Here is a 14,637-nt window from a genome sequence, read left to right as displayed (position 1 = left end):
ACCCCCTGTTGGACGCCGCCGACTAAACTACGGCGCTGTTCGACTGTCGCCGTCGACGCCGACGTTCACGCTCGTGTTCGAGTTCGCGCTGGCGAGCGGTCCCGTCTCGTGGCCGCACGCCGGACACACCGCGTACCCGAAGCAGTCGTACTCGATGACGTCCGCTCGTTCGGCCGTCCCGCACGCACTGCACTCGAAGTACGCTACCCATTCGAATCCCATATTTGGTCAGTAGGCCTGTATGTGCTTAGTTAATGAGCGCCTGTTTTCGAGTGAGAGTCTGTCTATCACTCCGAGAAACAGACGACAGAGTGGCTCTCGTATCGGATTCTGTGGCCACAGGAGCCGAGTGAGATGATGGACGTCGTTTAGTCGGCGCGCCGACGCGAGCGGACGTGAACGGCGGCGGTGGCGACGCTGCAGGTCACTGGCGTGTAAAGCGGTGTAAAATCGCCGACCCGCGGTGGGGTCGAACGTCGTTCAAACGGTCGTTTACATCGGCACTTCGACTCGGGTCGGAGTCAGTTCCGACTCGACATCAACTCAGAACCGGTAGCGCTCGAACGCTCGGGCGGCGTACGCTCCCGCAACGACTGCGAGCGTCGCTGCGAGCGCAGCGGACGCGAGCAGGCCCGTCCCGAGTACGAGCGTCGGCGACAGCGAGAGCCACGAGGCGACGAACTCGCGGGCGACACCGACGGAGACGACCGAACCGGGAAGCGCAGCGACGAGAAACAGCACCGAGTAGAGCGCGAACGCCGCCAGTCCGGGCATCACGGCTTTCCGACTTCGGGTGACGCGACTGGCCTCGAACTTCGGAAACGCCGACCCCGCGCCCGCTGCCAACGCCGTCGAACAGCCGACCAAGACGACGCCGAGTCCGGTGACCGACGCGACGACCGGGAGCGTCGCCGGACTCACCAGACTCGCGGCAGCGCCAGCGAGCACCACCGCGGGCACGCCGACGAGTACACCGGCGAGTGCCCGTCCGCCGACGAACGCCCGTCCCGACAGCGGTGTCGTCACCGTCACGGGCAACACCGCTCCCTCGTCGCCCAGCGGGTTCAGGGTGAACGCCGCGCCCGCCGCCCATGCCACGTAGACGACGAGCGTGACGAACAGTTCGACCGACAGTGCCCCCGCAGCGATGGCCTCCTGTAGCGGAACGATGGCGAAAAACACCGGGTAGATGACGTAAACCAGTTGTATCGGTGCGCGCCACGTTCGTCGAAGGCTCTTGGCGGCGACAGTCGCCGTCGGCCGCGAGACGAACGGTAACCCGGCGAGAGCGGCGAGACGCGACTGCCCCGTCGACGTTGCGGTCGAAGTGATGGTGGATTCGTCGCCGTCGTCACCGTCGTCGCTACCCGGCCGGACGGCGTCGCCGAACCAGAGACGCTCGGTTAGCGAACGGTGCGCGAAAAGTAGCGCCGGGAAGGCGACAGCAGAGAGGACGACGGCGGCGACAGCACCCGTCGTCGACGCGAACGGGAACGCGACGAACGCGAGGTCGCCGTACCATCCGAGCGGGGAGTCCGCAACCGCGGTGAGAACCGCACCGAAGGCGCTGTTTGCCGAGTCGGAGAGGAGGATGAGCATGTACGCGCCGAACAGAACGATGGAGACGAGTGTCCGAAAGCGAGCCAGCAGCGCGATTCGGGCGACGGCGAGATGGTAGCCGACGCCAACAACGACGCCCGCGAACAACCCGACGGTGACCGCCAGAAGCGCCGCGAGCGGAACCGTTACGGCCGCGACCACGGAGCCAGCGCCGACGGCAAAGGCGAGGCCGACAACGACGAGCGGAACTGAAAACGGACCGAGTACGTTCACCACCTCGGTCAGCGCCATCCCCGCGGCGGCGTCGCGGTGGGGGACGGCGGTGAGAAGCAGTTCCTCGGCGTCGGGACGCGCCGACGACCCGGCGGTCCGCGCCGCGCCCATGAACGTCCCGAACACGAGGGGGGCGACGATTGCCGCACGCGCGAGGCTGACCGAGAGCGCCTCGCCGTCGGCGGCCCCCGACCCGAAGACGTACGCGACGAACGTGAGCACGAGCATCGGCAACAGCGAACCGAGGGCCGCGAACGCGAAGACGGCCGCTCGCCGGGAGTCACCGGCGACGGCGCGGGCGCGACGCCGCAGTTCGGTGCGGGCGATGAGCGCGGTTCGCCGCGGGTTGGGAAGTAGCGTCATCTACGCCTCCGGTGGCGCGTCCGCTCGGAGTTGCGACTCGCTCGTCACGTCCAAGAACACGTCTTCGAGCGTCCGCTCCTCGCCCGTCTCGGCGCGCGACTTCAGTTCGGCCGGCGCGCCTTCGGCGACGAGGCGGCCGTCGGCGAGCACACCCACCGTATCGGCGAGTTCGTCGACCACGGGGAGGATGTGCGTCGACAGGAAAACGGTTGTCTCCTCGGCGGCCAGATCCGAGATGGTGTCGCGGACCGTTCGCGCCGCCCGTGGGTCGAGGCCGGAGGTCGGTTCGTCGAGGAAGACGACCGCCGGGTCGTGCAGAATCGCCTGCACGATGCCGACCTTCTGTTTCATCCCTTTCGAGTACGTCGAGATGCGTTTGCCGGCGTCCGAGGCGAGGTCGAAGCGCTCGAACAGGTCGTCGATACGCGCCGCCGACGCCTCGGTCGGCAGGTCGCGCAGGCCGGCGACGTACTCGACCTGCTCGCGGCCCGAGAGTTCGTCGTACAGCGGCGGTTCCTCGGGGAGATAGCCGATATGCGGCGTGACGGCGTCGCGGTCGGTGACGTCGTGGCCGGCGACGCGGGCGCTGCCGGCGGAGGGCCGCGAAAGCGTCGTCAGCATCCGAATCGTGCTCGTCTTCCCTGCGCCGTTGGGGCCGAGAAAACCGTAGACGGTGCCCGACGGAATCGAGAGGTCGAGTCCGGCGACGGCCGTCTCGTCGCCGTATCGCTTCTGTAAGTCGTCGGTTTCGATAGCGTTGGAGGGCATCCGTGCGAACGTCTCAGTGGGGCGACAAAGGTATGTCGTTCGCCGTAAGGCGAATCGCTCACAGCCCCATCGTCTTCTCGTCCACTCGTCCACTCGTCCCCTCGTCCACTCATCCACTCGGGGCGAACGTCCCTCGCGGGATTTATCCACTTACCGGATGTATGGCAACTATGCGCACGGCCGTACTCTCCGAGGACCTTCAGTTACAGATAGCGGAGCGTGACCGCCCCGAACCCGGCGAGAACGAGGTGTTGGTCAGGATGCGCTCGGTCGGCATCTGCGGGTCGGACGTCCACTACTACGAACACGGACGCATCGGCGACTACGTCGTCGACTCGCCGCTCGTACTCGGCCACGAGAGCGCCGGGGAAGTGGTCGAGACGGGGGCGGCCGTCGACGACCTCCACGTCGGCGACCGAGTGACGCTCGAACCGGGCGTCCCCTGCGGGCGAGACGACTGCGAGTACTGTCGCAGCGACGAGTACAACCTCTGTCCGGACGTCCATTTCATGGCGACGCCGCCGGACGACGGCGCGTTCGCCGAGTTCGTCGCGTGGCCCGCCGACTACGCGTATCGACTTCCGGAGTCGGTGTCGCTGCAGGCGGGAGCGCTCATCGAGCCACTGTCGGTCGGTATCCACGTCTGTCGGCGTGCCGGCGTCGGCCTCGGCGACGCGGTGTACATCTCCGGATGCGGCCCCATCGGACTGCTGGCGATGGAAGTCGCGCGCGTCGCGGGCGCAGAACCCATCATCGCCACCGACGTACTCCCCTCGAAACTGGAACGGGCACGCGAACGCGGTGCAATCGCCGTGAACGTCGCCGAGGACGACCCCATCGCCGCCGTCGAAAAAGCGACCGACGGTCGGTTCGCGGACGTGGTCATCGAAGCCTCCGGTGCGGCACCCGCCATCGAGAACACGCTGGACGTGGTTCGACGCGGGGGGACGGTCGTTCTCGTCGGCCTCGCCGCCGACAGCGTCGTCCCGTTCGACACCAACGAGATAATCGACAACGAACTCGACTTGCTCGGGTCGTTCCGCTATCGCCACACCTACCCGACGGCTATCGAACTCCTAGCGAACGAGCAGGTCGACGTCGAGGGACTCGTCGACTTCGAGATGGGTCTCGACGACGTCGACGAGGCGTTCCGGCGCGTCCAGTCCGGAGAGACGGTGAAAGGGATGATATCGTTCGACTGAGGGGGAACGTCGAGCGTCTGGAATGTTAGAACGCGAGCGCGAAAGTGAAAGCGGCGGCAGCCGACCACGCGGGTCAGACGTGGCCCGTGCCGACTTCGAGACGACGGGTGGGTGTCCTCCGACGAATCGAAACGCTCGCGGGTGTCTCACCTCTGCCGGGTCTGTGGGGAACCCAGGCATACGTAGGCACCCCTTCGGTGTCAAAAAACAGTGGCCCTAACCGGTTAGGTCACTCGCCGTTCTGCGAGACGCCGTCGAAGTACGCGGTGAGCAGTTTCTGTTGACTGCGGCGGAGATGTTCGTGAAACGTCGGCGGCGACACGTCGAGCGCCTCGGCGACGTCCTCGGCGGTGCTGCCGCGGGGCCACTCGAAGAAGCCCGCGAGAAACGCCGTCTCCAGCACCTCCTTCTGTCGTTCGGTTAGCGCCTCGTCGAGCGAGTCGCGGAACTCGACGCCGCGACCGTTCGTGCGCTCGTGTTCGCGTTGTGCGCGGACCGAAGTGTTCGGAAACCGCTCTTGAAGCGCCGTGACGACGGCGCGAACGTCGGCGACGGCGGGGAGTTCGATTGCCAACGTACCGCTGTCGCCGTCGGCGTGTGCCTCGCGCAACACGCCGCCGAGGTCGGCGACGACTGACGCGAGGGCGTTCTCCGAGGGCGTAAAACGGAGAATCGCTTGGTCGTCGTGTTCGCTAACGACGACGGCGTCACCGCCGGCCTCGCGTGCGGCGGCGACGACGGACTCGGGGTCTGCGCCTTCGACGGCGACGAACTCAGTGAGCGACCCGTCGTCGGCGGTGGCGACGCCTTCGATAGAGAGCGAGGCGTCCGCCGCGGCGGCGACGGTGAGGAAGAACGGGCCGGGAGGTGCCACGTCGAGTTCGAGTTCCACGACCGAATCGCTGACGAGCGCGTTGCGTTTCTCGACGGCGTTGATGGCGTAGCCGACGGTCTCGCCGAGTTCGCGGAGCACCGCGAGTTCGTCCTCGTCGAACGCCGACGAGCGTGCGGCGTACAGACAGAGCGCCCCGTAGTTCGCGTCGCGGTAGACGAGCGGAACTGCAACGGCCGAGTAGAGGCCGTGGTCGGCCGCCGCCGTCTCCGGGTCGAACGCGTCGTCGCGTACGTCGGTCGCAACACAGAGCGACTTCGTCTCTATCGCTTCGAGTGCGAGTGCGCCGTCGGCGTCTATCTCATCGGGCGTCACGTCGTCGTCGAACCCGCGGCCACAGGCCCACGTTCGGGGAGCGACCGACTCGCCGTCGTAGCCAAGTTCACCAATCCACGCAAAGCGGTAGGGTCGTTCGCCGGCGAGGTGGCTGCAGACCTCTCGTTCTACCTCCTCGCGCGTCGACGCGCGGACGAGCGATTCGTTGACCTCGCGGATGACCGCGTTGATTCGGTTGAGCGTCTCGACACGACTCGTCTGTCGCTGGAGCGCCTCGACTCGGCGCTTTCGGTCGGTGATGTCGCGGCCGATGCCCGAGATACCGACCGGAATCCCGTCGTCGTCGCGGAGCAACGCGCCGGTGAACTCGTAGGGGATTCGCTCCTCGTCGGCGGTGAGAAACGACGCCTCCTGTTGGGCTCTGCCGTCTTCGATAACGCGGACGATGGCCTCCGAGATGGCCGCGTGGTCTTCGGGTGCGACGAAGTCCAACGGAACCATCTGTTCGATTTCGTCGTCGCTGTAGCCGGTCACGTCCCGCAGTCGTTCGTTCCACTGGAGGAACTGACCGTCCAAGTCGAACAGAAAGAACACGTCGTTGAGCGTGTCGATGGCGCTGTCGAGCAGCGCCGACGCATCTTCGTCGACACCTTGTCGCTGCATTGCTCCTCGTTGCGTCGCTGTAACAATAAACGGCCCGCTCGGACGCTGAAGTGACTTAATTCACCGAGTACCGGCAATCGGCGTAGCAGCGAGAGACGGCGAGAAGAATTCGCAGCGACAGCGGCGGGTTACTCGTCGCCGTCGGCCGCCGTCGGGACGAGTGCGTCCACGTCGGCGTGCTCGAACAGCAGTTCGCCCATCAGTTCGACGGTCCGCTCGTCGCGGGTTCGGCCGCCGCGGATAATCTCCTCGGCGCGGTCGATAGCCGACAGCGTGTCCGCGTTGAGTACGAGCACGGGGACGCCCTCGGACTCGGCGCGGCCGACAACTGCGCCGGAGGGTCGGTGTCCGCCCGTGAGGACGAGACATTTCACGCCGGGTGCTTGCAGCGCCGCGGTCTGAACGTCCGCGCGGTCACCGCCGGTGATGACGGCGGCGTCTTTCGTCCGGCGGAAGTAGCGAAGCGCCTCGTCCGCGCCCATCGCACCGACGAGGAAGCGTTCGACGTAGGCGTCGGTCGGTGCGTCGGTGACGAGTTCCGCGCCGAGTTCGCCCGCGAGGTCGGAGACGGAGACGCCCGCGAGTTCTCGCTCGCGCGGGACGACGCCCAACACGGGCACGTCGCGGCTTTCGAGGAACGAGACGACTTCCTTTTCGAGTTCGTCGTAGGCGGCGTCGCCGACGCGGTTGAACAGCACGCCAGCGAGGCGGTCGTCGCCTTCGGCGCGCACGTCGTCGACGGCGGCGAGCACGTCGTCCAAATCAGCCGGCGTCGCGTAGTCGGCGACGAGAAGCACTTTCGCGTCGAGCAGGCTGGCGACTTCGGGGTCCGTCAGGTCGACGAGACCGCCGGTCGTGTGTTTGCCGCCGCCTTCGACGAGCATCAGGTCGGCGTCCGCCGAGAGCGAGTCGTAGTACTCGCGGACGATTTCCGCGAGGTCTTCGCCGCTCTCTTGGCCGCGAACCGCGCCCTGCATGAACGTCGGCGAGTAGACGATGGGTTCCATCTCGTGCATCTCGGCGTCGGTGCCGAGCAGTTCGCGCGCGAGCATCGGGTCCTCGTCGAGCGTCTTGCCGACGTTGCTCTGCAGGCGGGTCCCTTTCGGCTTCATGTAGCCGACCGAGAGGTCGCGTTCCTGTGCCAACAGGCCGAGAGCGAGCGTCACCGCCGTCTTTCCGGTACTGTCCTGCGTCGAGGTCACCAGTAGGGTTTCAGTCATGAGTGTGTGAGGGTTCTGTGGTCGTTTATAGTTGGTCCGGGTCGATGGTCAGTCGCACGTCGACCGCCTGTACGCCCGTCTCGTCGCCTTCTTTCGGGAGTGCGACGAGCGGGTTGATGTCGAGTTCGAGAATGGCCGGGAAATCCGAGACGAGTTGCGAGAGCCGTTGGATGGTCTCGACGATGGCGTCTCTATCGACCGGGTCGCGGCCGCGAGCGCCGCGCAACAGCGGTGCGGTCTGAATCTCGTCGGTCATCTCTCGGGCCTCGTTCTCGGAGACGGGCGCGACGCGGAACGTCGTGTCTTCGAGAATTTCGACGAAGATGCCGCCGAGACCGAACATCAGGAGCGGCCCGAACTGCGGGTCGCGGTTCATCCCGACGATGGTCTCGACGCCGTCGTCGAGGTTGACCATCTCTTGGACTTGGACGCCGAGAATCGTCGCGTCGGGTTGGTAGTTCCGCGCTCGGGTGATGAGGTCCTCGTAGGCGTCGAACACCTCCTCGTTCGAGACGCCGACTTTCACGCCGCCGATGTCGGATTTGTGCAGGATGTCGGGACTGACGATTTTCATCACGACGTCGCCGTCGACGTCTTGGGCGGCGGTGACGGCGTCTTCGGGACTGTCGACGATGTCGCCGTCGGGCGTCGGGATGCCGTAGGCGTCCAAGAGGCTCATCGCCTCGACGCCGATACGGGTGTCGCCACGGTCGGCGGCGTCTTCGAGAATCGAGCGGACGTGTTCGCGGTCGACATCGAACTCGACGGGGTCGTCGTACTCGCGGCGCTGGATGTCGCGGTACTCGCCGAGAGCGTCGAGGCTCTCGACGGCGCGGGCGGGGTCGAAGTAGTTCGGGATGCCCGCCTCGCGGAGGACGCCTTCGGCGGCGTCGACGCGTTCGCCGCCCATGAAACAGGCGGCAACCGGTTTCTCGTGTTTCTCGCGGAGTTCGACGGTTGCCTCCGCGAGGTCGGCGTAGTCGAGCACTGCGGTGGGTGCCGAGAGGACGAGCGCACAGCCGACGTTCTCGTCGGCGAGTGCGATGTCGAGTGCGTCGCGGAAGCGGTCGATGTCGGCGTCGCCGACCACGTCGACCGGGTTGTAGATGTTTCCTTCGTCGGGGAGTTTCTCGCCGAAGGCGTCGAGCGTCTCGTCGGCAAACGACGCCATCTCCAGATTCGACTCGCCGACGGCGTCGGTCGCCATCACGCCCGGACCGCCGGCGTTCGTGATGACGGCGATTCGCTTCTCGTCCGGTAGCGGTTGGTTGGCGAGCATCTGTGCCGCGTCGAACAGTTCCTGTGGTGACGACGCGCGAAGGACGCCCGCTTGGTCGAGACCCGCTTCGTAGGCGCGGTCAGACCCCGCAATCGTCCCGGTGTGCGACGAGGCGGCCTGCGCGCCGGCGTCGGTTTTCCCGGATTTGACGAGTAGAATCGGCGTGTCTTGGGTTACCTCGCGGGCGGTGTCGATGAACTTCCTTCCTTCTTCGATGCCTTCGAGGTAGCCGATGACGACGTCGGTGTCGGGGTCGTCGCCCCACTCGGCGACGAAGTCCGTCTCGTCCAAGACGGCTTTGTTACCCAGCGAGACGACGTCTTTGAAGCCGACGCCCTCGTCGTTGGCCCAATCGAGAACGGCAGTGATGAACGCCCCCGACTGGCTCATAAAGGAGAGACTCCCTTCGAGGGCGTTGTCGGGGCCGAACGTGGCGTTCATCCCGTTCGGCGTGCTCATGACGCCGAGGCTGTTCGGACCGACGAGGTTGATGTCGTGTTCTTCGGCGACCTCACGGAGTTCTCGCTCGCGGGCCGCGCCTTCACTGCCGGTTTCGCCGAATCCGGCGGTGATGACGACGACGTTCTCCACGCCGTTCTCTCCGGCATCTCGGACGGCGTCGACGGCGATATGCGGCGGGACGACGACCACCGCGAGGTCGGCGTCGCTGTCGCCGACGGAGTCGACACACGAGAGTCCGAGCACCTCGTCGTAGTTCGGGTTCACCGGCACGACCTCGCCGTCGTAGTCGTCGACGAGGTTCTGCGTGATAGCACGGCCGATGGACCCCTCACGCGCAGTTGCGCCGACGACGGCGATGCGTCCCGGCGCGAACAGTTCAGATAACGCTCCCATCACTCTCTACTACCCGCCCTCGGCGCATAAGTTCGGGTGTGTGTTCGGTCACGTGGTCCGCCATGTCACTCACAGACTACCGTGATGGTTCGAGGCGAGGCGGTCGCTCCGAGGCCCGACTCAGCAGACGTGGTCGCCACCGTCGACCCAGACCGTCTCGCCGGTGACGAACGAGGCGTCCTCGCTGGCCAAGAACAGATACGCGCCCGGGAGTTCGTCGGGCGTCGCCGCCCGAAGCGGGAGCGTCGGCTGGTCGGTGTCGCCGGCGTCGACGGCGCCGGCGCGTTCGGACCATCCCTCGGTGATTTCGGTGGCAACCGGTCCGGGGGCGACGGCGTTGACCCGCACGTCGTGTCCGGCGAGTTCGAGCGCGGCGCTCCGCGTCAACATCCGAATCGCGCCTTTCGTCGTCGCGTAGTGGGAGTGTTCCCACTCGGCGACGCCCATCGTCGTCGACGCCGTGTTGACGATAGTTCCGCTCTCGCCGCGCGAAATCATGTCCTCGGCGGCAAGTTGTGTCCCGAAGAACGCGCCGTAGGTGTTGACCTCGTGGACTCGTCTGAGGTCGTCGGGCCGAACCTCCCGAAATCGCTTGCTGATGTGGATGCCGGCGTTGTTGACCATCACGTCGACGCCGCCGTAGTCGCGGGCGTGTTCGACGACGGCCTCGATTTCGGCGGGGTCGCTCACGTCGCATTCGAGGAACTCGGCCGTGGCTCCGCGCTCCTCTGCGAGTTCGTGCGTCGGTGTCTCCGCGTGCGTCGTAAACGTCGCCTCGTCGTGCGGAAAGCGAAGCGACGACCCGTCCGAACGGAGTTCTTTGGGTTCTTCGCGCACGTCGGCGTTCAGTACCGTTGCCCCGGCGTCGGCGAACGCCAGTGCGACCGCTCGGCCGATGCCCGAACTCGCGCCCGTGACGACGACGGTGTCTCCCTCGAAAGTCGGCGACAAACGTCCCATACCGTGGGATACGAACGGGAGCAACCTCAAAACTCGGTCCTCGGAAAACGTGCGGACAGGCGGCCATCTCGTATCCCACGGGCGAGCGGCCGCGCTCCCGCCTCGGTCGGCCCGCGGCGACGGTTACGTCACGGAACGAGGTGGCTCCGTCCTCGTATTTGAACCTCGGGACGAGACGCAGGCCGACGCAGCAGACGGAGGGACGAAGACAGCGAAGCCGACGACTCAGATGAGGTCGTCGGGGTCGTGTTTCGCGCGCATCCGCGTCGCCTCGGCAGCGTAGGTCTCCTGCGTGTCGGCGTCGTCGGTGTCGGATGCGCTCATCGAGGGGGAGTACGCCCCACAGTCTAAAGGGGTTTTCCGGCGCTCACGCGCTGCAGATACGACGGTTTCCCATCGTTCCTCTGTTCCTCCACACCGCCGTTCTCGTCCGGCCGGAGCGGTCAGTCCCCGCCGGTGATCACGTCGGCGACCGTCGCGCTCGCGTGCTCACGAAGCGACTCCGGAGTGAGTGCGAAAACGGCGCTCGGGGTACCGGCGGCCGCCCAGACGGTTTCGTAGTCGAGCAGCGTGGGGTCGACGAACGTCCGAATCTCGGCATCGTGACAGAACGGCGGCACGCCGCCGATTGCCCAGCCGACGCGCTCTCGAATCAGTTCCGGGTCGGCCATCGAAACGTCCTCGGGAGCGACGCCGAGTTCGGCCGCAAGCGCGTCCTCGCTTACGCGGTTCGCGCCGCTGGTGACCGCGACGACGAGCGTCTCGGTGTCGTCGGTCCCGTCGACAGCGGCGTCGACGGCGAAGACGAGACTGCTGGCGATTTGGCCGACTTCACAGCCGATGGCGTCGGCAGCGTCGGCGGCCGTCTTCGTTCCCTCGGGAAACTCGCGGACGGTCACGTCGAGACCGTAGGCGTCGGCGGCGCGTTCGGCGAACGCTTGCGCACGGGGATGCATGCGCTTCGATGACACGCCGGCGACAAAACAGCTACGCAGACGGCAAGCGACAGTCGATATCTTCGTTCGGTACTGTCGGATGAGAACGCAGTCGCTCCGGGAACAGCGTGGGACGGCTTCGAAAAAATGGAGCGATTTGCTACAGCAACAACGACAGAACCGCCAGGACGATGAACACGAGTATGAGGATTCGGGCAATCTCCATCGTGAGACCCGCAATCCCTCGCGCACCGACCACGTAGGCGACGATAGCGAGGATGATAAACAGCACCGCGAGTTCGAGGAACCCGCCGGACTGCAGCGGAATCGCTGCGGTCGCGTTTGCGAGTTCGGCTAACATCCCCGCCACCCCGCACACCGTTCGCCGCTCGTCGTTTTGTGGCTCATCGCATCAACTGATGCAACTGCAATAGGATTAGTTATAGTTCGTACTTCTGTGAACATTCAGCGAAAAGGACACTTGGCGCGTCGTGAACAGAAGACGACGGTGGCGACACTGACCTCGCCGCCGTCTGGTGATTGTTCCGCTTAACGTCGCTCGACAATCGATAGTTGTCCCGCCTACTCGGGCGAAACAGTCGGTGTCCGTCGCCGCTCAGTGCGAGTGACCGGTTGCCTCGGCGAGCGTCATGCCGAAGCGCTCCTCGAACAGTTCCTCGCCTTTCTCGTTGATTTCGGCGAGGTCCTGTGGCGTCTCACCCTCCGAGTGGTGGACGATGGCGTGGGCGCGCTGAACGAACGAGAGAAGCAGGATGTCGCCGACGACTTCGGTCGGTTGCTCGCCCTGTTCGGAGAGCACGTCGACGAGGCCGGCGGGCAGTTCGACGGTGTCTTCGTCGCCGTCGGGTCCTTCGATAGTGTACGTCTCGGTTTCGACCATACGGGGTGTGGGAGATACGTCCTAAAGGGTCTGTGGGTCTCGGACGAGACGTGTGAGAGGACAGAGGAAGGAACGAACGAGCAAGAGAACAGACGAAGCAAGAACCGCGAGTTCGGTCGGCGTTCAGTCGTCGGACTCCGTGGTGGCAAGTTCAGTCGTCCGACTCGGCAGCGGCGGGTTCGGCCGTCTCCGGACTCGACCGGTCGAGACCTTCGAGGTAGTCGTCGGCGTCGATGGCGGCCTTACAACCCATGCCGCCCGCTGTGATAGCCTGCTGGTAGTGGAAGTCGACGACGTCGCCCGCGCCGAAGATGCCGGGGACGTCGGTTTCGGTCTGGCCGCCCTCGAAGCCACCGTTCGTCTTGAGGTAGCCTTCGGGGTCCATCCGGACGCCCGTGTTTTCGAGGTAGTCGGTGTTCGGCGTGTGGCCGATGGCGTAGAACACCGCGCCCGCGTCGAACTCGAATTCTTCAGTCTGGGAGTCGTCGAGGCGGTCGGTCGGGTGGCCCTCGGGGTGGCGCACCATCGTCACGGTTTCGACGCCCGCTTCGGGTGAGCCGTGGAGTTCGGTGACTTCGGTGTTGAGCATCAGTTCGATGTCGCCGTCGTCGACCTGCTCCATCACGCGGTCTATCCAGTAATCTTCGGCGCGGAACTCCTCGCGGCGGTGGACGAGATACACCGTCGAGGCGAACTTGGTGAGAAACGACGCCTCCTCCATCGCGGCGTCGCCGCCGCCGACGACGACGATTTTCTGGTCGCGGAAGAACGCGCCGTCGCAGGTCGCACACGTCGAGAGGCCGTAGCCCATCAGGTCGTCCTCGCCGGGGATGCCGAGGGTCCGGGCGCTCGCACCGGAGGCGGCGATGAGCGCGTCGGCGGTGTACACGTCGCCGTTGGTGAGTTCGACGCGGAACGGCCGCTCGGAGTCGTCGACGTCGGCGACGACGCCGTTTTTGACTTCGCTCCCGAAGCGCTTGGCCTGCTCTTTCATGTTGTTGACCAACTCGGGGCCGCTGATGCCCTCGGGGAACCCGGGGAAGTTGTCGACTTCCGTCGTCAGCGTCAGTTGACCGCCGGGTTCGGTGCCTTCCAGCACGAGCGGGTCGTTGTTCGACCGAGCGGCGTAAATCGCGGCCGTCAGGCCGGCAATACCCGTTCCGGCGACGATGAGCCGCCGGTGCTCGACGAAGCCGTCTTCTGCAGAGACGTCTGTCATTGGCCACTCTTGGCCGTGGGTTTGTATTTAATTTGTGCTGTTCGACGCGGGCGATGCACCCGGGAGGTCGGCGGCGGCAGTAAAGCGGCAACACAGGGGGAACGCTTAGGCGACGACGAGCGCATCCACGAGTATGACCGCGGACCTCGAAGAGAAGACGACGCGTTACGAGCGAATGCTGGCGGACGCCCTCGACGAAGCGGAGGCGTTACCGCCCGAAGGAACGCCGCTGTCGTCGATGGCCGACGACTGCCGGGAGATGGCCGAGTCGTATCTCGACGACGGGCGGCACTTCCGCGACGCCGACGACTGGGTGAACGCGCTCGCCTCCTTCTCGTACGGTTACGGTTGGTTGGATGCCGGCGTTCGGATGGGACTGTTCTCGATTCCCGAAGACACCGAACTGTTCACGATGTAGGCGCACTGTAGACGTGGCGGCCGAGACCAATCGGGTCGGGCCTGTCTGCTCCGGCGATGTGTTTAGGTCGGTCGGTGAACTCTCACTCGGTGATGGAGTCCGTCCTCTGGTACGTGCTGACGAGCACGCGCGGCGGCGACAACCGACTTCGTCTCCTGCTCGCCGCCGACGAGGAACCCCGCAACGCCAACCAGTTCGCCGCCGACCTCGGGTTGGACTACAAGACGGTCCGCCACCATCTCGACGTGCTGGTCGAAAGCGATATTCTCGAACCGCTCACCGAAGGCTACGGCGCGCGATACCACCCGACCGACCGAGCCAGACATCACTGGAAGACAGTCGAGAAGATAGTCGAGGAGTCCGAGGATATCTGAACCGACGACGCCGGCTGAACCGATGTTCCGATGCGTGCCGACTCAGCAGTCGCGCTGTTCGAGAATGCGGTCGATGATGTCGCCCGTCGAGAGCAGTTCCTCGGGGTAACGTGGTTCACGCGCCGAGGCCCGCTCGACGCCGCAGTCGATACCCCGGGCAGCGAGCGCTGACTCGATGGCCGCCTCGTCGTGGTGCTGGTCGTAGCCGAGAACGATGAGGTCCGGTTGTATCTCCTCGATGGGGACGAAGATATCCTCTCGGTGGCCGAGGTGCGCCTCGTCGACGACGCCGAGTGCCGCGACCAAATCACGGCGTTGGCGGTCCGAGAGAATCGGTTTCGCCTTGTGGGTGACGTTGTCGCGTCGGGCGACGATGACGTGGAGTTCGTCACCCATCGAAGCGGCCTCGGAGAGATAGTGGACGTGCCCCGGGTGGAGCAAATCGAACGTCCCCTGTGCGATTACCGTCGTCATCCGTC

Annotated in this window: 15 protein-coding genes; 3 read left to right on the top strand and 12 right to left on the bottom strand. The window is 65.6% G+C overall.

The genetic code is table 11. The annotated features are described in order from the left end of the window. Positions 1-27: 27 nt before the first annotated feature. From AUR64_RS07980 to AUR64_RS07970, 3 genes are all read right to left on the bottom strand, one after another. A complete protein-coding gene (locus AUR64_RS07980; RefSeq protein ID WP_058581398.1) occupies positions 28-222 on the bottom strand; it encodes a hypothetical protein in 195 nt (64 codons plus the stop codon). A gap of 321 nt (positions 223-543) precedes the next feature. After that, entirely contained in the window at positions 544-2,196 is a 1,653-nt protein-coding gene (locus tag AUR64_RS07975; protein WP_058581397.1) for a hypothetical protein, read from the bottom strand. Further along, the gene (locus AUR64_RS07970) at positions 2,197-2,964 is read right to left on the bottom strand and encodes an ABC transporter ATP-binding protein (RefSeq protein ID WP_058581396.1); all 768 of its coding nucleotides are present in this window, start codon (positions 2,962-2,964) and stop codon (positions 2,197-2,199) included. Positions 2,965-3,134: 170 nt separating this feature from the next. Here AUR64_RS07970 and AUR64_RS07965 point away from each other — a divergent pair, with 170 nt between their 5' ends. Next, complete coding sequence (locus AUR64_RS07965; RefSeq protein WP_058581395.1) at positions 3,135-4,166, top strand: NAD(P)-dependent alcohol dehydrogenase; 1,032 nt, start codon at positions 3,135-3,137, stop codon at positions 4,164-4,166. Positions 4,167-4,395: 229 nt separating this feature from the next. Here AUR64_RS07965 and AUR64_RS07960 read toward each other — a convergent pair whose 3' ends face one another. The 8 genes from AUR64_RS07960 to AUR64_RS07925 all read right to left on the bottom strand — a co-directional run bounded on the left by AUR64_RS07960 (position 4,396) and on the right by AUR64_RS07925 (position 13,366). Continuing rightward, entirely contained in the window at positions 4,396-5,997 is a 1,602-nt protein-coding gene (locus AUR64_RS07960; protein ID WP_058581394.1) for a bacterio-opsin activator domain-containing protein, read from the bottom strand. Positions 5,998-6,125: 128 nt separating this feature from the next. Then, positions 6,126-7,217 (bottom strand): phosphotransacetylase family protein, encoded by a 1,092-nt coding sequence (locus AUR64_RS07955; protein WP_058581393.1) that lies wholly within the window; start codon positions 7,215-7,217, stop codon positions 6,126-6,128. Between the two features lie 25 nt (positions 7,218-7,242). Next, on the bottom strand, positions 7,243-9,351 hold the full coding sequence (locus tag AUR64_RS07950) for an acetate--CoA ligase family protein (protein WP_058581392.1): 2,109 nt from the start codon (positions 9,349-9,351) through the stop codon (positions 7,243-7,245). Positions 9,352-9,471: 120 nt separating this feature from the next. Beyond that, the gene (locus AUR64_RS07945) at positions 9,472-10,311 is read right to left on the bottom strand and encodes an SDR family NAD(P)-dependent oxidoreductase (protein ID WP_058581391.1); all 840 of its coding nucleotides are present in this window, start codon (positions 10,309-10,311) and stop codon (positions 9,472-9,474) included. 443 nt (positions 10,312-10,754) lie between these two features. Next, entirely contained in the window at positions 10,755-11,267 is a 513-nt protein-coding gene (locus AUR64_RS07940) for a YbaK/EbsC family protein (RefSeq protein WP_058581390.1), read from the bottom strand. A gap of 139 nt (positions 11,268-11,406) precedes the next feature. Then, positions 11,407-11,607: a DUF1328 domain-containing protein gene (locus AUR64_RS07935; RefSeq protein WP_058581389.1), complete on the bottom strand. Its 201-nt coding sequence runs from the start codon at positions 11,605-11,607 to the stop codon at positions 11,407-11,409. 255 nt (positions 11,608-11,862) lie between these two features. Then, a complete protein-coding gene (locus AUR64_RS07930) occupies positions 11,863-12,147 on the bottom strand; it encodes a DUF7545 family protein (protein WP_058581388.1) in 285 nt (94 codons plus the stop codon). Positions 12,148-12,298: 151 nt separating this feature from the next. Continuing rightward, positions 12,299-13,366: an NAD(P)/FAD-dependent oxidoreductase gene (locus AUR64_RS07925; protein WP_058581387.1), complete on the bottom strand. Its 1,068-nt coding sequence runs from the start codon at positions 13,364-13,366 to the stop codon at positions 12,299-12,301. A gap of 133 nt (positions 13,367-13,499) precedes the next feature. Between AUR64_RS07925 and AUR64_RS07920 the strand changes: the two genes are divergently transcribed. Both AUR64_RS07920 and AUR64_RS07915 read left to right on the top strand, forming a co-directional pair. Beyond that, entirely contained in the window at positions 13,500-13,784 is a 285-nt protein-coding gene (locus AUR64_RS07920) for a DUF357 domain-containing protein (protein ID WP_058581386.1), read from the top strand. A 92-nt stretch (positions 13,785-13,876) separates the two neighbouring features. Further along, a complete protein-coding gene (locus AUR64_RS07915) occupies positions 13,877-14,158 on the top strand; it encodes a winged helix-turn-helix domain-containing protein (protein ID WP_058581385.1) in 282 nt (93 codons plus the stop codon). 42 nt (positions 14,159-14,200) lie between these two features. On the opposite strand, the gene AUR64_RS07910 is transcribed toward AUR64_RS07915, so the two are convergent. Beyond that, a complete protein-coding gene (locus AUR64_RS07910; protein ID WP_058581384.1) occupies positions 14,201-14,632 on the bottom strand; it encodes an adenylyltransferase/cytidyltransferase family protein in 432 nt (143 codons plus the stop codon). Between the last annotated feature and the right edge of the window lie 5 nt (positions 14,633-14,637).

It is taken from the genome of Haloprofundus marisrubri (genome assembly GCF_001469955.1).
Lineage (GTDB): Archaea > Halobacteriota > Halobacteria > Halobacteriales > Haloferacaceae > Haloprofundus > Haloprofundus marisrubri.
Note: the sequence above shows the minus strand (reverse complement) of the source record. Positions and strands in the feature narration are given on the sequence as shown.

Coding starts and splice junctions, on each gene's coding strand:
- AUR64_RS07925 (WP_058581387.1), bottom strand. CDS start 13,366: ATGACAGACGTCTCTGCAGAAGACGGCTTCGTCGAGCACCGGCGGCTC.
- AUR64_RS07980 (WP_058581398.1), bottom strand. CDS start 222: ATGGGATTCGAATGGGTAGCGTACTTCGAGTGCAGTGCGTGCGGGACG.
- AUR64_RS07940 (WP_058581390.1), bottom strand. CDS start 11,267: ATGCATCCCCGTGCGCAAGCGTTCGCCGAACGCGCCGCCGACGCCTAC.
- AUR64_RS07915 (WP_058581385.1), top strand. CDS start 13,877: ATGGAGTCCGTCCTCTGGTACGTGCTGACGAGCACGCGCGGCGGCGAC.
- AUR64_RS07945 (WP_058581391.1), bottom strand. CDS start 10,311: ATGGGACGTTTGTCGCCGACTTTCGAGGGAGACACCGTCGTCGTCACG.
- AUR64_RS07950 (WP_058581392.1), bottom strand. CDS start 9,351: ATGGGAGCGTTATCTGAACTGTTCGCGCCGGGACGCATCGCCGTCGTC.
- AUR64_RS07930 (WP_058581388.1), bottom strand. CDS start 12,147: ATGGTCGAAACCGAGACGTACACTATCGAAGGACCCGACGGCGACGAA.
- AUR64_RS07920 (WP_058581386.1), top strand. CDS start 13,500: ATGACCGCGGACCTCGAAGAGAAGACGACGCGTTACGAGCGAATGCTG.
- AUR64_RS07965 (WP_058581395.1), top strand. CDS start 3,135: ATGCGCACGGCCGTACTCTCCGAGGACCTTCAGTTACAGATAGCGGAG.
- AUR64_RS07935 (WP_058581389.1), bottom strand. CDS start 11,607: ATGTTAGCCGAACTCGCAAACGCGACCGCAGCGATTCCGCTGCAGTCC.
- AUR64_RS07960 (WP_058581394.1), bottom strand. CDS start 5,997: ATGCAGCGACAAGGTGTCGACGAAGATGCGTCGGCGCTGCTCGACAGC.
- AUR64_RS07955 (WP_058581393.1), bottom strand. CDS start 7,217: ATGACTGAAACCCTACTGGTGACCTCGACGCAGGACAGTACCGGAAAG.
- AUR64_RS07975 (WP_058581397.1), bottom strand. CDS start 2,196: ATGACGCTACTTCCCAACCCGCGGCGAACCGCGCTCATCGCCCGCACC.
- AUR64_RS07970 (WP_058581396.1), bottom strand. CDS start 2,964: ATGCCCTCCAACGCTATCGAAACCGACGACTTACAGAAGCGATACGGC.
- AUR64_RS07910 (WP_058581384.1), bottom strand. CDS start 14,632: ATGACGACGGTAATCGCACAGGGGACGTTCGATTTGCTCCACCCGGGG.